Source organism: Neomoorella sulfitireducens, from assembly GCF_024733845.1.
In the GTDB taxonomy this organism is placed as follows: Bacteria; Bacillota; DSM-521; order Neomoorellales; family Neomoorellaceae; genus Neomoorella; species Neomoorella sulfitireducens.
Window position 1 is genome coordinate 64,393 of sequence record NZ_JANRHG010000003.1, and the last position, 20,096, is coordinate 84,488.

Here is a 20,096-nt window from a genome sequence, read left to right on the forward strand (position 1 = left end):
GTGGCTAAATGCTCACCCGGCCTTTACTGGCCATAGACATCGGCGGCGGCACCCAGGACATCCTCCTTTACCGCCCGGACCAGCCCGTGGAAAATTGTGTTCAGCTCATATTACCATCACCGACGGTCATCTGCGCCCGGCAGGTGGAGGCGGCAACGGCCGCCCGCCGTGATGTTTTTCTCACCGGTTCCCTGATGGGCGGCGGGGCCGTGGTAGGGGCTTTGCGCCGCCACCTGGCCGCCGGTTTAAGGGTTTATGCTACGGCCGCGGCGGCCCGGACGGTTTATGACGACCTGGATCGCGTGCGGCAGCTGGGCATTGTAATCACTGAGGAGCCGCCGGGGGATGCAGTAACCATCAGGACGGGGGATGTCGATCTAGATACCCTGGCCGCCAGCCTTGCCCCCTACGGCGTCGGCCTGCCGGCGGAGGTGGCCATAGCCGTCCTCGACCACGGCGAGGCGCCGCCGGGTACAAGCGACCGCCTTTTTCGTTTCCGGCACTGGCAGCGCTTTGTCGCCGGTGGCGGCAGGCTGGTAGACCTTCTCTACCGCGAGCCGCCGCGTTATTTCACCCGGATGCAGGCCGTACGGGAGCAGGCGCCGGGGGCCTGGCTCATGGACACCGGCGCAGCCGCCCTCTGGGGCGCCCTGGGTGATGCCAGGGTAGCGGCCCACAGCGAGGAAGGGTTGATCCTTGTCAACTGCGGCAACCAGCACACCATCGGCGTTCTCCTCCAGGGGCAGAGGGTATGGGGCCTCTTTGAACACCATACCAGCTGTTTGAGCGGCCACAAGCTGGCCGCTTACGTCGAAAAGCTGCGGGCCGGGGAGCTTACCAATGAGGAAATCTTCAACGACGGCGGCCACGGCTGCTATATTGATCCGGGTTACCGCCCGGACGGGGGTTACCGCTTCGTTGCCGTAACGGGACCGCAGCGCCGGCTGACCATTCACCAGGATTACTACTGGGCCGCCCCTTACGGCGACATGATGCTCAGCGGCTGCTTTGGCCTGGTGGCCGCGGTGGCCGCTGGAGGCAGTTAAAATTGTACCGGGGTCTTAAAAGGAGGCGCACCTGTGCCGGGAGGAAATATCGTCGGCTTTTTAGAACGCTGTTTTTCACGTCGCCCGCCACGCCTGGCCGATCTCGAGCGGACGGGCAGCCGTCATCGGGCTACCAGGCCCCTTGTGAATGGGGACCGGGTTATTGTAATTGGTGGAGGTATTGCTGGCAGTGCTTTTGCAAGACAACTACTTCTTTTAGCGCGACGTGAAAATTTGAAGATAAAAGTATATTTAGTAAACAGTACCAACTGCAATTACTGTGGAGGGCTAATTACTGATTTAGCCCTGAATACCATGCGTTCCTTTCTTAGACTTGACCTACCAGAAGACGTGGTGTTACAAAAAGTAGAGCGGTGCATCTATGTTAACGTTTCCGGCCATGTAACCGTGGAGTTAAATACGCCTCTAAATGCCGTGTTACGTACCAGTCGATTTGGCGTTACAGGATTTGACGACTCCCTTAAGCTCCGCATTCTCGAAGGCTTGTCACCAGAAATAGGGAACATGCTTGAAATCTTTGAGCCTACCGTTGTCAAGCGGATATATCGCCAGGAAAAAGAGACTGGATGGCGGGTAATTATCAGCCGGCGACATGAAAGTGGTTCCTTCGTAGAACTGGAAGGCGATGTTTTGGTAATGGCGGCAGGCTTTCGTTCTCTCGGCAGGCCAATGTTGCAATCCTTCATCGCAAGTACCGGATATGAGCCCCCGCCGATAATGGCCGCCAGCGTGACCGAAATTGATACATCCTCTGCAAAAAAGAATCTGGTTGGTAATAATATGTTTATCCTTGATAACATTCTTCCTGGTGCGGTACTGGCTTTAATTCCAAAAAGTAAAGACTGGCTTACCCTCACGTCCCTGGGACGGCATTTAACGAAAGAAGAAGTCGACCAGGTTCTATCCCATCCTGGTATACGGCAATGGCTTGAACTTCCTGAAGCGAGCAAGCATTTACGCTGTCAGCTTGTATGCGGCGCCCAGGTTTTCACCGGGCCATCAAGGAGGTTCTACGGCGACAGGTGGGTGGTAATCGGTGATCTGGCCGGGTACGGGCGGGTTTTAAAGGACGGTTATTTCGCTTCTTTCCTTGGCAGTCGCCTGGCAGCAGCCACTATGGTTTACCACGGGATTAGCGAACGCGATTTTGCCCGCTTTTACCACGCCCCCCTGAAAAACTTCATACTGGACAACCGCGTGGGGATGTGGCTTTTCAAGGTGAATAACTTTCTCAACAGGTCCCACTGGTTTTCTCATCTTTTTATGGCCGCTGGCCAACAGGAAGGGCGTAGTGACAGTTACGGGGGTTTCGTCCACAGCGGGGTGAGGTCTCTGGTTACGGGCGAACTGTCTTACCGTCTCACTGCGTTGCTTTTTATCGCCGGTATTACTTACTTCGCCTTGACCCATCCGGGAGAGCTCCAAATAAAATTACCCCTTGACAGGGGGGGTATTTTTGGCTAAACTACCATCACGAAGGTCCTTTTAAGTTAGTCCGGTGAGGCTAGCAAAGGATTAGTAGCAAAGGGATACTGGTATACTAAACCTGCGCCAGCCTTCACGCGCAGGTTTTTTTATGCCCGGAGGAGGGATTAAAAAATGGAGCTAACGATCAAAGCCAGGATCATGGATGCCGACAAGCTGCGCCGGGCCCTGACCCGCATTGCCCATGAGATCCTGGAGCGCAACCGCGGGACGGAAAACCTGGTGCTAATCGGTATCCGGCGCCGGGGAGTACCCCTGGCCGAGAGGCTGCAGAAAATCGTTGAAGAGATCGAAGGGGTAAAAATCCCCCTGGGGATACTCGATATCACCCTTTACCGCGACGACCTGACAACTTTAAATATCCAACCGCAGGTTAATGAAACAAATATCCCCTTTGAGATTACCGGGAAAAAGATAGTCCTCGTCGACGACGTCCTTTTTACCGGCCGCACCATCCGGGCCGCCCTCGATGCCCTCTTTGACCGGGGAAGGCCGCGGAATATCCAGCTGGCGGTGGTCATCGACCGGGGGCACAGGGAATTGCCTATCCGCGCCGACTATGTCGGTAAAAACGTCCCCACCTCCTGCAAAGAAGAGATAGCCGTCCAGCTCGAGGAAGTCGACGGCGTCGACCAGGTATTGATCCGGGAATTGCCCCATGAACTCGACGTCAGTCCTTGACGATGCAAAGTATAAACTTGGCGGGGAGTGAACGCCCATGCAAGGTTTTCTGGTGCTGGCCGATGGCACGGTTTTTACCGGCGAGGCCTTTGGTCACCCCGGCAGTTGCCACGGCGAAGTAGTTTTCAACACCAGTATGACCGGCTACCAGGAGATCCTTACCGATCCCTCTTACTGCGGCCAGATCGTTGTCCTAACCTATCCCCTGATCGGCAACTACGGCATTAACGCCGAGGATCTGGAATCCGAACGTCCCCAGGTGGCCGGTTTTATCGTCCATGAAGCCTGTTCCCGCCCCAGCAACTGGCGGGCGACCGGGGATATTGACCGCTACTTAAAGGAAAACCGCATCCCGGCCCTCCAGGGCGTGGACACGCGAGCCCTCACCAGGCACCTGCGCCGCCACGGTACCATGCGGGGCATCCTGGCTGCAGGAGATGTTAACTTAGATGAGCTGAAGGACCGGGCCGTAATGGAGCCGCCTCTAAGCGGCCCCAGGCTGGTTCCGGCCGTGACCAACAAAGAGCCTTTTACGGTTGCAGGCGGGGAGCGCCGTATCGTCCTTTACAATTTCGGGGTCAAGGAGAATATCATCCGCTGGCTCCGCCGCCTGGACTGTACGGTTACAGTCATGCCGGCCGGTAGCAGGGCCGCCGACATTTTGGCCGCCCGCCCCCACGGGGTGGTCGTTTCCAACGGCCCGGGCGACCCCAAGGATGTCCCCTACGGCGTGGCCACAATCCGGGAACTCCTGGGTAAGGTACCGGTGATGGGCATCTGCCTGGGTCACCAGCTCCTGGCCCTGGCCCTGGGAGCCGATACCTATAAGCTTCCCTTCGGCCACCGGGGCGGCAACCACCCGGTCAAAGATTTAAGCACCGGCCGGGTCTATATCACTTCCCAGAATCACGGTTACGCCGTGCGGGCCGAAACCCTGCCGGATGAAGCGACGGTCACCCACATCAACCTTAATGACGGCACCGTTGAAGGCCTGCGCCACCGGCAGCTACCGGTCTTTTCCGTCCAGTATCACCCCGAATCTTCTCCCGGCCCGACGGATTCTGAATACCTTTTCCATGAATTTATCCGGATGGTAGACGCCAACCGCGGAAAGGAGGGTCACTGAGATGCCGGTTAAACCCGGGTTGAAAAAGATAATGGTTATCGGTTCCGGACCCATTATCATCGGCCAGGCGGCGGAATTTGATTATGCCGGCACCCAGGCCTGCCGGGCTTTAAAGGAAGAGGGTATGGAGGTTGTCCTGGTTAACTCCAACCCGGCGACCATCATGACCGACCGGGACATGGCCGATCGCGTCTACCTGGAACCTCTGACCCTTGATTTCGTAGCCGCGATCGTTCGTAAAGAGCAGCCTGACGGCCTTATTCCCACCCTGGGAGGGCAGGTGGGTTTGAACCTGGCCCTGGAACTGGCCGAAGCCGGCGTCCTGGAGGAAACGGGGGTACAACTGCTGGGTACACCTCTAAAGGCCATCCAGCGGGCCGAGGACAGGGAACAGTTCAAGGCCATGATGCTGGAACTTGAGGAGCCGGTACCTGAAAGCAGGATTGTCAATACGGTCGAGGAAGCCCTGGCCTTTGCCGGGGAAATCGGGTACCCGGTCATCGTGCGGCCGGCCTATACCCTGGGCGGCACCGGCGGCGGGGTGGCCAGGAATGAGGAGGAGTTGGAGGCCATTGCCCTCAAAGGGCTGAAGCTGAGCCTCATTAAACAAATTCTGGTGGAGCGCTCCGTCGCCGGCTGGAAGGAGATCGAGTACGAAGTCATCCGCGACGGGGCTGACAACTGCATTACCGTCTGCAATATGGAAAATATCGACCCGGTAGGTATTCATACCGGCGACAGCATCGTCGTCGCCCCTTCCCAGACCCTCTCCGACCGGGAGTACCACCTGCTGCGCCGCTCTTCCCTCAAAATAATCCGCGCCCTGGGCATCGAAGGGGGCTGCAACATCCAGTTCGCCCTGGATCCCGGCAGCATGCGCTATTACGTCATTGAGGTCAACCCCCGGGTCAGCCGCTCCAGCGCCCTGGCCTCCAAGGCCACGGGTTACCCCATCGCCCGGGTGGCCACCAAGATCGCCTTAGGTTTAACCCTGGACGAGATTCCCAATGCCGTCACCCGGGAAACAAAAGCCTGCTTTGAACCGGCCATAGATTATGTCGTCGTGAAAATCCCGCGTTTTCCCTTTGATAAATTTTCCCTGGCCGAGCGCCTCCTGGGCACCCAGATGAAGGCCACCGGGGAGGTAATGGCCATTGACCGCACCTTCAGCGGTGCCCTCTTAAAGGCCATCCGCTCCCTGGAATTGAAGCTCGACGGTTTAAGGGTGCCGGCCTTCCAGCATTTTTCCGAGGGAGCCCTGCGCCGCAAAATGGCCGAGGCCGACGACGAGCGCCTCTTTGTCATCGCCGAAGCCCTGCGCCGGGGCTGGACCACTGCTGCCATCCATGAAATAACCGGCATCGACCCGTATTTTTTAGGCGAGATAGAAAAAATTGTGGCCATGGAAGAAAAGCTCATCGCCGCAGGTCCCACCCTCGATGGGGCAACTTTGAGGCGGGCCAAGGCCATGGGCTTTAGCGATGGGGAGATTGCCAATTTTACCGGCCTGCCGCCGGCGACCGTAGCCCGGCAGCGGCAGGAAGAGGGGGTTACGCCCACCTTTAAGATGGTGGATACCTGTGCCGCCGAGTTTGAAGCCGTCACCCCTTACTATTATTCCAGCTACGACGTTGAAGATGAAGTCCGGCCGTTGGAAGGCAGCAAGGTGGTGGTCCTGGGGGCGGGCCCCATCCGCATCGGCCAGGGGATCGAATTTGACTACTGCTCGGTCCATGCCGCCTGGGCCCTGCGCCGCGCCGGCATGCACCCCATAATGATCAACAACAACCCGGAAACGGTGAGTACCGACTTCGATACCTCCGACCGCCTTTACTTTGAACCCCTGACGCCGGAGAATGTCTTGAACGTCCTGCAACGGGAGCAGCCGGAAGGGGTTATTGTCCAGTTCGGCGGCCAGACGGCCATCAACCTGGCCAAAACGGTGGCCGAGGCCGGCTTCAAGGTCCTGGGTACTTCGGTGGCGGATATCGACCGGGCCGAAGACCGGGAAAAATTTGACGCCCTGCTGCATGAGCTCCGGATCCCCCGGCCCCGGGGCGGGGCGGCCACTTCCGTAGCAGGGGCAGCGAGGATTGCCAAGGAACTGGGCTTCCCGGTGCTGGTGCGGCCCTCCTACGTCCTGGGCGGCCGGGCCATGGAGATCGTCCACAGCGAGGGCGAGCTCCTGGAGTATGCCACCACCGCCGTACGCGTGGCCCCGGAACATCCCGTCCTGGTGGATAAATACCTGCCGGGAACCGAGGTGGAAGTAGACGCCGTCAGCGACGGGGAGACCGTCCTCATCCCAGGTATTATGGAGCACGTCGAGCGGGCCGGTGTTCATTCCGGCGACAGCATCGCCATTTACCCGGCCCACAGCCTGCCGCCGGGAGTGACGGAAAAGATTGTCGCCTATACCGAGAGGCTGGCCCGGGCCCTCTGCATTCGGGGCCTCCTCAACATCCAGTTCGTCATCCACCAGGGGGAAGTTTACGTCCTGGAGGTCAACCCCCGCTCCAGCCGCACGGTGCCGTATCTTTCCAAGATTACCGGTGTGCCCATGGTGGCCCTGGCCACCAACGTAATGCTGGGCAAAACCCTGCCTGAACAGGGCTACCGGGGAGGGTTGATGCCGCCGCCGGATTTTACCGCCGTAAAAGTCCCCGTCTTTTCCTTCGGCAAGCTCCTCCAGGTGGATACTTCCCTGGGACCGGAGATGAAATCTACCGGCGAGGTAATGGGAATTGATCCTATCTATGAGCGAGCCCTCTACAAAGGGCTGGTGGCTGCCGGCTGCGCTGTTCCCAACCACGGCACCTTGCTGGCCACCATTGCCGACAAGGATAAGGCGGAAGCAATACCCATTATCAAGGGATTTGCCGGACTGGGCTTTAAAGTAGTGGCTACGGCCGGTACGGCCGGCGCCCTGGCCGCGGCCGGGCTCATCGTGGAAAGGGTGGGGAAGATCCGCGAGGGTTCGCCCCACATCCTGGATTATATCCGCGAAGGGAAAATCCACTTCGTCCTCAATACCCTGACCCGGGGCAAGATGCCCGGCCGCGACGGCTTTAAAATTCGCCGCGCGGCGGCAGAACTGGGTATCCCCTGCCTGACCTCCCTGGATACGGCCCGGGCCCTGCTGAAAGTCCTGCAGTCCCTGCAGGCGGGAGATAAATTTGAACTCAAGCCCCTGCAGGAATATGTATCTCGTCCTTAAACAAAAACGAGAATAAAAGGTACAGGAGCTGGTATTATGCCTGCTAGAGATAAAATAATCGTGGCTTTAGATGTTGCCAGCCTGGCAGCAGGGGAAAAACTGGTAGACCAGCTTTTCCCTTATGTCGGCATGTTTAAAGTAGGCCTGGAGTTATACACGGCCACCGGGCCGGCAGCCATCCGCATGGTTAAGGAGCGGGGCGGCAAAGTCTTTGCCGACCTGAAGCTCCACGACATACCCAACACCGTGGCCGGGGCGGCCCGGTCCCTGGTGCGCCATGGGGTGGACATGCTCAACGTTCATGCCGCCGGCGGCAGGAGCATGATGGAGGCCGCGGCTGAGGCTGCCAGGCAAGAAGCTGCGGCAGCCGGGCTTCCAGTTCCCATCATCCTGGCCGTTACCGTATTAACGAGCCTTGATGGGAAGACGTTAAGAGATGAGGTGGGTATTGAACGAGGGGTTGATGAACAGGTTGTGTACTGGGCCAGGCTGGCTCAAGAAGCGGGACTGGACGGGGTTGTGGCCTCTCCCCGGGAGATCCAGGTCATCCGGCAGGCCTGTGGACCGGAATTTCTAATTGTAACCCCGGGGGTGCGCCCGGCGGGAGCCGAACGCGGCGACCAGCGCCGGGTTATGACCCCGGCGGAAGCCCTGGAGCAGGGGGCCTCCTACCTGGTCATCGGCCGCCCCATTACCGCCGCCCCCGACCCGGCAGCTGCGGCCCGGGCCATCGGCGAAGAAATGGAGGGCGTTATATAAGTTATGCCAGATTACCTGGTGCGGGCTACGGCAGGGGAAGGCCAGATCCTGGCCATTGCGACGCAAACGACAGGGCTGGTGCAGGCAGCTAAAGAACTGCACAACACTTCGCCTACCGCGACGGCGGCCCTGGGCCGGGTTTTGACCGGGGCGGCAATGATGGCAGCGACCCTCAAGGAAGGGCAGGGGATTACCGTCCGCATCCTGGGGAATGGTCCCCTGGGCAGCATTGTAGCTGTGGCGCGTCCCGGGGAAGTGAAAGGCTATGTTATGGAACCGGGGGTAGACCTGCCTTTAAAAAGTGACGGCAAGCTGGACGTCGGCGGGGCGGTGGGCAGGGGAACCCTTTATGTGGCTAAAGATTTGGGTTTAAAAGAACCTTACAGCGGCAGCGTGCCCCTTGTTTCCGGTGAGATCGGCGAGGACCTGGCCTACTACTTTACTGCTTCTGAACAAAAACCTTCTGCCGTGGGTTTGGGGGTCCTGCTAGAACCCGGCGGCAAGGTTGGGGCTGCCGGCGGCTATCTTTTGCAGCTCCTGCCTGGAGCTGCCGAAGAAATAGCCGTTTCTTTGGAAAAAAACATTCAAGCAGCAGGCCCTGTAAGCAGCCTCATCTTACAGGAGCACACGCCGGAAGATATCCTGGCCCTGCTTCTTAAAGGATTTTCCCTCAAAGTCCATGAACGCCAGCCGATAAAATACAACTGCGGCTGTTCCCGGGAACGCCTTAAGGGTATTCTCCTCGCTCTAGGCCCGGCAGAATTACAAAAGCTTCTGGAAGAACAGGGCGGCGCCGAGGCCAAATGTGCCTTCTGCAGCCGGGTATATCGTTTCAGCGGGGAAGAAGTGGCTGAACTTCTCGCTACCGTTCCAAGGAGGAAGCAGGAAGGTTATTGAGAACAACCACTCGAGGAGTTAAACCCGGCCCGGCCTTTTAAAGTACAGGGGGATTAGCATTGGTAAAGCTTAGCGGTAGTTCCAGGGAAATGAGGGGTATGTTTTTAGCGGTCCTGGCCGCGGCCGCCCTGGGAACAGAGGGGATAGCGGCCAAACTGGCCTATGCCGGCGGGGCTAATATCCTGACCGTCCTTGCCCTTCGTTTTCTCATGGCAGCGGCATTTTTCTGGGGCAACCTGTTATTTTCCCCTTCAATCCGGAAAGTAGACACGCCCACATTTTACCGGCTGGTAATCCTCTCTACAGGAGGGCAGGGTTTTACGGTGCTGCTGCTTTTTTATTCTTTCCAGCATATCCCAGCCGCAGCAGCCATACTCCTTTTTTATATTTATCCGGCAGTTGTAGCTATCCTGGCCGCCGTCTTTCTCCAGGAATCCCTGACCCGGTCCACGCTCGGGGCCCTGGCCATTACCTTCCTGGGCCTGGTTATCATCCTGGGGGTACCGGCAGGGGAGTGGAACACAGGAGGGGTTGTGGCCGCCCTCCTGGCCGCCCTGGCCAACGGCATCTATATGGTAGGCCAGGCCCACATGCTTAAACGCCTGGACCCCGGAACCTTTAATGCTTATATGACTTTGATCGTAGGTGTGGTATTCTTGGCGGTAGCTTTGATTACGGGGGATTTTGACCTTGCTTTTAATATCCAGGCTTTCCTGGCTATTACCGCCCTCGTGTTGATAACAACCGTCCTGGCCTATACTGCTATGGCTAAAGGGTTGCAATATATAGGAGCACAGAGGGTTGCTATTATCTGTACCCTGGAACCGGCAATTACCGCCGTCCTGGCTTACCTGGTCCTGGGGGAAAAATTGCTGCTCGTCCAGGCCCTGGGAGGAGTCCTTATAATCCTGGGAGTTACCTGGCAGCAGCTAGCCCGGCAGGGGGGCGTTTCCCGGGACAGGTCTTAATAAAGCCCCGTGCTTAAGCTACCCTGTCTCTGCCGGATAGGGAGGTCATGTTTCTATACCCTGGCCTTTTCTTAGGTTAAAGAAACCCTGGATATTATATATAGGAACAGGAAATGTTCAAAAATGGAACACGCGGATTTCTTGTTTGTTCCATTTTGGCGCAACAAAATGCAAAAAAATATCAAACCGCCATAATTTTACGGGGTTTTACCAGGTTTTCCTTGCATTTAATTTTGTTGCCAGGTTGGCATAAAAGTTGCATAGTAATTACAGAAGGATAGAAAAATTGCTCCGCTCTGAAACAAAAATGTTCCACAAAGTATTTGCCCTTGCTTCGTTATCTTTCTTTTAATCCAACTGTTAATCTCCACCATTTCTTCCGGGGCTAACATCACCCTATCATACCGGGAGGTGATATCTCCTCAAACCCTGCTTACTGGAGAACAGCATATAACCTGAAATAGATAAAGGAGGTGGGATTGGTGACGTCTGCGCGCATCCAGACTGTCTATAGAGCCTGGAAAGAGTATGTCGTCATGAAAAACCATACCACAAACCTTGAGATTGTAAACCCAATGATCCTGTCATCCTGGCGGCGCTGCCTCGATAAAAAATTAAACCCCGATGTAGTGATAACCTCACGTCTCTCTACCAAAGAAATCCAGGCCCGGCGGGAACGGCATCAGATGTTGATAGAAGTAGCTCAGCCCTTCCTAAAAAATCTTTATCAGCTGGTTAAAGGGTCCGGCTTTGTAGTTATTCTTCTCGACTCCGAGGCCTGTATACTGGAGCTTATGGGGGATCAGGATATATTAAACCGTGATCAACATTTTCAAGTGGGCGAATTTTGGAACGAGGAAACAAAAGGCACCAATGCCATGGGTTTAGTTAAGATAGAGAAAAAGCCTTTACAGGTCTATGCCACCGAGCATTTCTGCCGGTTGAACCACTGGCTTACCTGCTCGGCGGCCCCCATTCGCGATGTGAATGGAAAAATGATAGGCATCCTTGACGTTTCCGGGGATTACCGTCGTGCCCACGCCCACACCCTGGGAATGGTGGTAGCCGCAGTACAGGCCATGGAAAATCTCTTGCTCCTGAAATCAGCCAATGCAGAAATCACCAGGTCTTACAACAATATTACCGCCATTATCGAATCTATGTCTGAAGGACTAATTTCCTTTGATAAAAATGGCGAGATCACTAACATTAACCCCGTAGCCATTAAAATCTTGGGTACACAGGCTGAACACTGCCTGGGCCAGCCTCTGAAGAAAATTTTGGCCGTTCCTGTGATAATCAAGGACCTGCTGGAACACGGGAAAGCCGTTTATGATCAGGAAGTGTTGCTTGATACCAGGTACGGCCGGCTTCATTTCCTGCTCTCCGGCCGTCCCATTCTGGATCAACAGCAAAAAGTCTGCGGCGGTGTAATTACCCTGCGTGAAATTCACAATGTCCACCGTTTAGTTACTAATATGGTGGGAGCCCGCGCCCAATTCACCTTCGCCGATATAATTGGCAATAGCCCGGCCCTGCTGCAGAGTATCCAGATTGCCAGAACTGTGGCCCCGAGCACTTCCACGGTGCTGTTCCAGGGGGAAAGCGGTACCGGTAAGGAAATGTTTGCCCAGGCTATCCATAATGCCAGCCCCAGGGCCAATGGCCCTTTCGTAGCTATCAATTGTGCGGCCATTCCCCGGGACCTCATCGAAAGCGAACTCTTTGGCTACGAAGAAGGTGCATTTACCGGCGCCAAACGGGGTGGGCGGCCGGGCAAGTTCGAACTGGCCAGCGGGGGTACTATTTTTCTCGATGAGGTAGCTGACATGCCCCTGGATACCCAGATTTCCCTCTTGCGGGTTCTCCAGGAGAAACAAATTCTTCGCGTGGGCGGGCTGAAACCCATTCCCGTAAATATAAGGGTTATTGCCGCCACCAATAAAGATTTAAAAAAAGAAGTTGAGCGAGGCAATTTTCGCCTGGACCTTTACTATCGCCTGAATGTAATTAACATTACCATTCCTCCCCTGCGGGAACGTGAAAGCGATATTATCCTGTTGGTACACTATTTTATTAAAAAGTTTTCGGCAATGTTAAAATTACCTCCTAATAATCTTGATCCTCAAGCTGCACGAGCTTTAGAAAGCTACTGGTGGCCGGGAAATGTCCGTGAATTGTCCAATGCTATCGAAAGGGCTGTCAACCTGGCACAGGGAAAAACCATTACCATGGAGCATTTACCGGAGCCGATACAGGCGATGCTTAAAACTATTCAATCCCCGGCAGGCGAGATGATGTCTTTAGAAAGGCTGGAACAGAAGATTATCCTGGACGCCCTGAAAAATACCGGCGGCAACATCTCCCGGTGCGCTAAGGTACTGGGCATCGGGCGCAACACCCTTTATCGCAAGCTAAAGAAATATTCTATTGCAGCCCGAAATTATAATTAACTTTACTTCATAATTAATGTTTCATCGTAATACATGCGTCACCATGGAACAATGGCTGACGGAAGATAAAGCCCTGTCCATAAGCCAATTTTTAGCAGGTAGTTTAGTTGAAATGTTCAATTTCGGGGCAAAATAACATAATATTTATTTAATTCCGGGGTTCTAAACTAATGCCAGGCCTGTCTTTATCGAAAGAATATTAACCTGGACCAGCCTTGTCGCCACCTGGCATGATAATTGCAATTCAGGTAATTCAGGGTCCAAACTAATCTTCATATGAGGAGGTATGGTAAATGTCCAAGTCGGTGTATGCCAAAATGGTGGCGGAGGCGGTTGCGGCCCAAAAGGCAGATCTGGATGTTATCAGGCAGAAAAGGGGTGGAAGTTTCCAAATCACCGATGCCAAACCTTATGTGGATGCCGTAAACGGCATGAAGGCAGCGGAAGGCCAGAGCCCGGAAGTAATTCGCCTGCACGTAGATTCCGTGAACGCCCACTATGAAATCCTGAACCAGTTAACTACTACGGTGCGACCGGAGGATGATCCCTTCGTGGAGCACTACCAGACCCCGGCGGTGCTCGAGATCCTGTATGAACTGGACCCCGACTTCCGTAAGGCCATGGAACAGTTTATTGCTGCCATAGCTGACAGTGAAGCCCTGATCGGCCGCGAGGCTGTCCGGCGCTATGGCGGGTTCTATGGACCGACTTGTGTCGTTGATTTTGCTTTTTGCCCCGGCTCCACCAGCAATGTCGTCAATACCATCCTGAACGGCCTGGATATAGACAAACATTATAAACAGGCAATCCTTTCTTCCAAATCCTGGGGTATGAACACCTCCTACGGTATCGGCGCTGCCTTTGCCGCCGCCATTGAAGCAGGCAAGACGGTAGCGGAAGCAGTTAAAGAAGAAATTGCCATGCTCCAGATGGTATATGACCAACCCATTGCGGCCCAAACCAAACTGATGACTGATGCCGGCCACACTTCCTTTGACGTAAAAAAGTACATGGAAACCTATAAAGAAAAAATACGGCCCGCGGTTAAGGCGGCCGTGGATGCTGGCGTACACTACAGCAACGTGGTTACGGTACCGGCTTACTGTGTTGGGGATGTGGCCCACCATATCTCCCAGTCCATGTTTAATATGGCCAAAGATGATGTAACCATGGCCATCATGGACGCCGTAAGCGAAGTAATGGAAAAGACCTTGAATCTGGGCCTGGAGCAAGGGTTTAACAGTCCCTATGACGTGCTCAGCGTAGCCACCGGTTCGACGGCGGCCGCCGTTGCTTACATCCTGGAAAAAGACGGCTTCACCGTGCCCATGGTCATCGACCTGTTAACCAAACGCTTTGCCAATTACGTGCAGAAATATCCCAACCGCGGTGCTGCTGCCGAGCTGCATAACTGCGATTTCATGGACATGATTCACCGGGGCAGCAAGATTCTCGAAGTGGCTCCCATCGGGGCCGGCGGTAAAGTAAGAGGTATCCTGGTACAGCTTGATCCTGTTGACGCCAGCGAAGTGCTTGCCAACCCGCAGCGCTACACCTATCCCGCCTGCGCCATAACCGTCCGCTTCTCTTCCTTGATGCGGCTGGCCGATTTCCCCTGCCTCCTGACCAGCGAGCCGGTGACCGCCACCTTGATGACCAACGTCATTGCCTTAAATCCCAAGGTCCCGGGTTCCCCGGCACGGGTCTGCAAGGATTGTGCGGTGACTACCTTGATTAATCGGCACGGTTACTGCAACTGGAAGCAGTCGGTGTAATTCGCCAGGTTTATGGAGGATATACTTTCAGCCCGGCCGGCCGGGTAATTAGCAGGTAACCCCGCCAGTTAGGCTGCAATTGGTACGAAGTACCGGTGGCAGGGGGGCCGGACCCGGGGCACCTCCTGCTACCCGGTTCTCACCGGCACTAAAACAAGCAAAGAACGGAGGGATTGGCATGCAGCCTTCTCTGACCAAAAAGGTGATCGCTGAACTGATAGGGACCTGGATGCTGGTCATAGTGGGAGCGGGTGCGGCCGCCGTTACCCTGATGCTGGCCGAGGGCGAAAAGCCGGCGTCCAGTTTTAGTATTGGCATCGGGGCCCTGGGAGGCCTGGGCGACTGGCTCGCTATCGGCCTGGCCTTTGCCATCGTGGTAGCAGCAGCAATTTACATCTTTGGCCCGGTATCCGGCTGCCATATCAACCCGGCCGTAACCATCGCCCTGTGGGCAGGCCGGCGTTTTCCCACAAATGAAGTTATACCTTATTTGGTGGCCCAGTTTGCCGGGGCAGCCCTTGGCGCCTTGACTTTATTAATCATGCTCGGGAGCAAGGGAGCAACGGTAGGGGGCCTGGGAGCCCCGGGTCCATTTCCTGGTATTGGCCTCGTGCAGGTGTTTGTAGCCGAGGCCGTGGGTACCTTCATGCTGATGCTTACCATAATGGGTATTGCCGTAGACAAAAGGGCGCCCCAGGGCTGGGCCGGTCTGATTATTGGACTGATTGTAGGCGGGGTCATTACCACCCTTGGAAACGTCTCCGGTCAGGGAATTAATCCCGCCCGTACCTTTGGCCCCTATCTCATCGACAGTTTAGCCGGTGGCCCCAACCTGTGGCCCTTTTTCTGGATTTACCTTCTAGCGCCTATCATCGGCGCTGTGGTTGCCGTCTGGATCTATGACGCTGTGGTCAAGGAGGAATGAGCCAGCCTGTACCATAAACCAGCCGCAGGAAACAAATTGATAGCATACCCGCCGTTCGATGAACAAGTCTACCGGGAGGGAGAAAAGCGGATGCCGACTTTCTGGGTTAGAACCGGGGCCCGCCTGCACCTGGGACAGCTGGATCTTAACGGATCGCTAGGCCGGCTTTACGGCGGTATCGGCCTGGCGATAGACCGGCCTCAATTGGAAATAGCGGTAGAGAAAGCTTCCCGGCTTAAGGTAGAGGGACCGGAGTCTGAAACCAAGCGTGTAATAGGCATCGCCAGCCAGTACCTGCAGCGCTATCGCTTACCCGGAGCCAGCATCCGCATCCTCCAATCCTTGCCGGCCCATTGCGGTTTGGGTTCAGGTACCCAGCTATCGCTAGCTATAGGGGTGGCGCTGACGCGCGTTTATGGTCTGGAGCCTTCTTTACTGGAACTGGCCCAAGTGACCGACCGGGAAGGGAGCCGTTCCGGTATCGGGGTGGCAGTGTTTGAAGGGGGGGGCTTCGTCGTCGACGGCGGGCGCCCGGTAGCTCAAGGCAAAGGACAGGGAGGCGGTCCCTACGTCGTACCACCGGTAATCGCCCGGCACCCCTTTCCCCGGGAGTGGGGCATAGTGCTGGCCATTCCTCGTACGCAAGAGAAAATGGCCGGGAGCAAGGAAGAAGAGGCATTTAGTTCCCTGCCGCCTATGGAAGCAGGGCTGGCAGGCCGTGTGGCGCGGATAGTCTTAATGCAGCTTTTGCCGGCCCTGGTTGAAAAAAATTTGTACCTCTTCGGTCAAGCTGTTACCGAGATTCAAAAGCAGGTTGGCAATTATTTTAGCCCCGTCCAGGGAGGGGTATTCGCTACCAGGGAAGGAGCGGAAGTGGCTGAATACCTCCTGTCCCTGGGGGCGGCCGGGGTGGGACAAAGTTCATGGGGGCCGGCAGTTTACGGCTTTGTAGAAGGGGAAAGATTATCCTTCCTGGTGGAAGCTACCAGGAAGTTTTTAGGAGAACGCGGGCGAGTTTTAGGAGCCCGGGGAATCAATCATGGCGCTGCCTGGGGCTGGAATGAAACCGGTGCAACCGGGCAGCAGGTTCCAGAAATGAGGTCAACAGGAACATTATGACAGGTGAAAAGAGGGTCACATCCAGGATTGCCTGGGGAATCACCGGCGGGGGGCATTTCCTGGCCCCATGTATGGAGCTTTTAGTTAAGCTACATGACATAGACGTTTTTATTTCCCGGGCGGCCCGGGAAGTGCTGGCCGGGTATGGTTTGCTGGAGAGCTTGCTTGGATGTGGCCACCGGCTTTACTGGGACCGCAGCGCCAGTTCCCGGGCGGTGACCGGGCTCTACCGGGGTTACTACCGGCTGGTGATTATCGCTCCCGCCACCTCCAACACGATAGCTAAATTTGTCGCCGGAATCTCAGATAACCTGGTTACCAACCTGTTTGCCCATGCCGGTAAATGCCGGGTTCCTGTTGTCGTTTTACCAACCGATATTGGACCGGAAATTGATTCCCCGGCACCCCCGGGTTTCAGGGTCCGGGTATATCCCCGGAATATTGACCTGGAAAATGTGGCCCGCCTTTCCACCTGCCCGGGGGTAACCGTCGTTAAACATCCCCGGGAAATCGATCAGATTTTAAGTACCAGCCGGAAATAATTGTACTTTGGCTTATTTCTCGTGGTATCTACACAACTACGCCTTCATATGGAGGATTAAACACAGCTCAATGCCCAGATATTTGCTGGTAACCGGCAAGATAGCCTATCAAGCATTGGAGAGGGTAGCCCGCAACCTCAATCTCGAAGGCGGGTACACCATCAAAGTCCTGAAGCGGTCGGTAGCGGCGCTTATGACTACCGGGTACATCGCCCGGAACCTGCAACAGGTCAAAGGAGAAACCGGTGCTGAGATCATAATTATCCCCGGTCTCTGCCAGGGCCCCCTTGAAGTGATAACCGAGGCTACAGGCTGCCAGGTGGTACGGGGACCCGCCGATCTAAAGGACTTACCCGCATTTTTCGACAGCCCGGAACTGCCGGATGGCATGCCGGCCGGGGAAAGAGAGGATAATCTGACCCGGCCGAAACCTAAAATTATTGCCGAAATAGTAGACGCTTCCCGGTTGACTTTAGCCAAAATAGTAGAGCGAGCCTGTTATTACCAGGCCGGCGGAGCAGACATCATCGATATCGGTTGCGATATCCACCGCCCTTTCCCGCACCTGGCGGAAACGGTTCGTATTTTAAAGGAAGAAGGGTTTATTGTCAGCGTTGATAGCCATCGACCGGAAGATATCCGCGCCGCCAACCTGGCGGGGGTTGACCTGGTCCTCAGCCTGAACTCCAGTAACCTTGAATTAGCTAAAGAATTACAGTGCCCGGCCGTGATCGTACCTGATGAGGGAGAGGGTTTGTCTTCTCTGGAGCGCTGTATCGAAAAGCTGGAACAGTGGGGCAAACCCTATGTCCTCGATCCAGTCCTCCCCCCCCTGACCCTGGGCCTGGCTGAGGGGATAAGCCGGTATTTTCTACTGCGGGAAAAGTTCCCGCAGCAGCCGCTGCTGATGGGTATTGGGAATGTTACCGAGCTTATTGATGCCGACAGTACCGGCCTTAATGCCCTCCTGGTAGGTATAGCCATGGAACTGGATATCGATTATGTTCTCACGACCGAAGTCAGCCACCGGGCTGTTGGCGCGGTAAAGGAAGTTTGCCTGGCTCGCCGCCTGGTGCAGCGCGCCCTTGCCCGGGGTAGTTTGCCGAAACACCTGGATTACGGCCTTTTAACAATTAAAGATCCCCGGGGTAATAGCTTCAGCGAAGCCGAACTGCGGGAAATGCATACCCGGGTAAGAGACAGAAACTACCGGATTTTTGTCGATGACCATTATATCTATGTCTTTAATAATCATCTTTTCCACCGGGGTACCACCGCCCAGGAGCTATTTGCCGGGCTGGCGGTCAGCGATCCGGGTCATGCCTTTTACCTGGGGCGAGAACTGGAGAGAGCAGAGCTGGCCTTGCGTCTGCGGAAAAAATACGTGCAGGATCACCCGTTACGCTGGGGCTACCTGGATGAGGATGCAGGGCAACACCGGCAGGAGGAAAGAAAAGGGTTTGTCCGGCCGGGGGCGGGTAACGGCGCCCAGGGGGAAGAGGAGTAATCAGATGATCCTGGAAGCCATAGTTTCCACCATCAGCCCGGCGGGTGAAATCAATTTTGCCCCGGTAGGAGTACGACTTCCCTCTGAGCATGGCAGTCAACCAGGCCGGACATTGGCGGGAGATAGCGCCGCAGTGGAAGCCGGTTTTGTCCCGCCGGGACAGGCCGTTTCCACCGCCCGGGAAGACGGGCAGGTAGAACTGCACCTGTACAGGGGCTCCCGGACTTACGCCAATTTGTTATCGACGGGAGAAGGAGTGATCTGCTTTATTGATGACGTCCTGCTCTTCGTGGAGACGGCACTTTTTTCAACCTGTCCCTCATATGTACCGTCACTAAAGGTGCGCCCTCCCCGGCTGGCCGGCAGCGGCACGGTTTGGGAGTTCAAAGTTAGCGACTTTAACGTTGCAGCCGAGCCGGCCCGGGTGACAGGACGGATCGTGCACCGGGGAGAAGGAGCCGGTTTTCGCGGCTTTTGCCGGGCCCAATTCGCGGTACTGGAAGCTGCCATCGCCGCAACGCGCTGGCAGTGGCTTGCACCCCAACAGGTAGCTTCCCGCTGGGATTACTGGCAGCAATTAGTTGTGAAGACAGGGGGGGCAAGAGAGTTTCAGGCCTTCTCCTTAGTCCATAAATACCTGGAAGACAAAGGCTTTAGCTTGCCACTGTTGCTATAAATTTCGGGAGAACCTGCAGCAAGGGGGATGCGAGATGAAAAAGATTTTACTTCACCTGGAGAGCGACGCCAAGGCCAGCGTATTTGATCAGGTTACCGCTTATGATGCCGGGGTGGATCAAGTTATCGCCTGCGGCGGGGTTGCTCCTGAGGAAGTAACCAATCTGGTGTACGGCGTGATGTTTACCCGGGGCGGAGACAGCCTGCGCAACTCCGCCATCTTTGTCGGCGGCACCAGGGTGGCAGACGCCGAAAGGCTGATGGATGGCGTCCTGCAGACCTTTTTTGGTCCCTTCCGGGTTTCCGTGATGTTCGACGCCAACGGGTGCAATACTACTGCCGCTGCGGCAGTACAAAAGTTGGCCCGGGGGCGCAAACTGGCCGGTAAAAAAGCCCTGGTCCTGGCCGGTACCGGGCCGGTAGGTACCCGCATAGCTACCCTGTTAGCGCGGGAAGGATGCCGGGTGCTCCTAACTTCCCGCTCCCTGTCCCGGGCCCAAGAGGTTTGCCGGGATTTAGAAACCCGGGCCAAAGTAAAAGTAGAACCGGTCCAGGTAAGGGATGGCGAAGAAGCCGGCAGGGCGCTGGCGGGTGTCAACGTGCTGGTGTGTTGCGGTGCTCCCGGGGTGCGCCTGATCGACGGGGCTACCTGGACGAGACAAGAATCCCTTGAGATTATGGCGGATATCAATGCCGTAGAACCCCTGGGCATAGAAGGTATTAAAGCGACCGATGACGGTAAGGAAAGGCAGGGAAAAATCGCCTACGGGGCCCTTGCCATCGGCAACTTGAAGATGAAAATCCATAAAGCTGCCATTCAGGCTTTATTCAGGAGCAATAATCAGGTAATGGATCTGGAGGCGATCTATGCCCTGGCCGGGGAAATGAGTGAGTAACGGC

Annotated in this window: 16 protein-coding genes; all 16 read left to right on the top strand. The window is 55.9% G+C overall.

Translation table 11 applies throughout. From position 1 onward, the window contains the following. Positions 1–8: 8 nt before the first annotated feature. The gene (locus NWF31_RS04745) at positions 9–1,046 is read left to right on the top strand and encodes a DUF1786 domain-containing protein (protein ID WP_258359364.1); all 1,038 of its coding nucleotides are present in this window, start codon (positions 9–11) and stop codon (positions 1,044–1,046) included. A 33-nt stretch (positions 1,047–1,079) separates the two neighbouring features. Further along, complete coding sequence (locus NWF31_RS04750) at positions 1,080–2,531, top strand: NAD(P)/FAD-dependent oxidoreductase (protein ID WP_258359365.1); 1,452 nt, start codon at positions 1,080–1,082, stop codon at positions 2,529–2,531. Positions 2,532–2,666: 135 nt separating this feature from the next. Further along, positions 2,667–3,233: a bifunctional pyr operon transcriptional regulator/uracil phosphoribosyltransferase PyrR gene (gene pyrR / locus NWF31_RS04755; protein ID WP_258359366.1), complete on the top strand. Its 567-nt coding sequence runs from the start codon at positions 2,667–2,669 to the stop codon at positions 3,231–3,233. Positions 3,234–3,270: 37 nt separating this feature from the next. Beyond that, entirely contained in the window at positions 3,271–4,359 is a 1,089-nt protein-coding gene (carA, locus tag NWF31_RS04760) for a glutamine-hydrolyzing carbamoyl-phosphate synthase small subunit (RefSeq protein ID WP_258359367.1), read from the top strand. Between the two features lies 1 nt (position 4,360). After that, the gene (carB, locus tag NWF31_RS04765; RefSeq protein WP_258359368.1) at positions 4,361–7,576 is read left to right on the top strand and encodes a carbamoyl-phosphate synthase large subunit; all 3,216 of its coding nucleotides are present in this window, start codon (positions 4,361–4,363) and stop codon (positions 7,574–7,576) included. 36 nt (positions 7,577–7,612) lie between these two features. Beyond that, positions 7,613–8,335 (top strand): orotidine-5'-phosphate decarboxylase, encoded by a 723-nt coding sequence (gene pyrF, locus NWF31_RS04770; RefSeq protein ID WP_258359369.1) that lies wholly within the window; start codon positions 7,613–7,615, stop codon positions 8,333–8,335. A 3-nt stretch (positions 8,336–8,338) separates the two neighbouring features. Continuing rightward, positions 8,339–9,232: an Hsp33 family molecular chaperone HslO gene (gene hslO / locus NWF31_RS04775; protein ID WP_258359370.1), complete on the top strand. Its 894-nt coding sequence runs from the start codon at positions 8,339–8,341 to the stop codon at positions 9,230–9,232. Positions 9,233–9,291: 59 nt separating this feature from the next. Continuing rightward, complete coding sequence (locus NWF31_RS04780) at positions 9,292–10,200, top strand: DMT family transporter (RefSeq protein WP_258359371.1); 909 nt, start codon at positions 9,292–9,294, stop codon at positions 10,198–10,200. Between the two features lie 482 nt (positions 10,201–10,682). Continuing rightward, complete coding sequence (locus NWF31_RS04785) at positions 10,683–12,653, top strand: sigma-54-dependent Fis family transcriptional regulator (RefSeq protein WP_258359372.1); 1,971 nt, start codon at positions 10,683–10,685, stop codon at positions 12,651–12,653. Between the two features lie 293 nt (positions 12,654–12,946). Then, complete coding sequence (locus NWF31_RS04790) at positions 12,947–14,428, top strand: DUF2193 domain-containing protein (RefSeq protein ID WP_258359373.1); 1,482 nt, start codon at positions 12,947–12,949, stop codon at positions 14,426–14,428. Positions 14,429–14,606: 178 nt separating this feature from the next. Then, positions 14,607–15,353 (top strand): MIP/aquaporin family protein, encoded by a 747-nt coding sequence (locus NWF31_RS04795; protein WP_258359374.1) that lies wholly within the window; start codon positions 14,607–14,609, stop codon positions 15,351–15,353. A gap of 90 nt (positions 15,354–15,443) precedes the next feature. Beyond that, positions 15,444–16,472 (top strand): beta-ribofuranosylaminobenzene 5'-phosphate synthase family protein, encoded by a 1,029-nt coding sequence (locus tag NWF31_RS04800; RefSeq protein ID WP_258359375.1) that lies wholly within the window; start codon positions 15,444–15,446, stop codon positions 16,470–16,472. Beyond that, complete coding sequence (locus NWF31_RS04805; protein WP_258359376.1) at positions 16,469–17,014, top strand: flavoprotein; 546 nt, start codon at positions 16,469–16,471, stop codon at positions 17,012–17,014. The genes NWF31_RS04800 and NWF31_RS04805 overlap by 4 nt, the downstream gene beginning before the upstream one ends. Before the next feature lie 70 nt (positions 17,015–17,084). Continuing rightward, positions 17,085–18,521: a DUF6513 domain-containing protein gene (locus NWF31_RS04810; protein ID WP_258359377.1), complete on the top strand. Its 1,437-nt coding sequence runs from the start codon at positions 17,085–17,087 to the stop codon at positions 18,519–18,521. Between the two features lie 4 nt (positions 18,522–18,525). Continuing rightward, on the top strand, positions 18,526–19,197 hold the full coding sequence (locus NWF31_RS04815; protein ID WP_258359378.1) for a DUF447 domain-containing protein: 672 nt from the start codon (positions 18,526–18,528) through the stop codon (positions 19,195–19,197). Between the two features lie 34 nt (positions 19,198–19,231). Beyond that, on the top strand, positions 19,232–20,092 hold the full coding sequence (locus NWF31_RS04820) for an NADP-dependent methylenetetrahydromethanopterin/methylenetetrahydrofolate dehydrogenase (protein WP_258359379.1): 861 nt from the start codon (positions 19,232–19,234) through the stop codon (positions 20,090–20,092). Positions 20,093–20,096 lie beyond the last annotated feature (4 nt).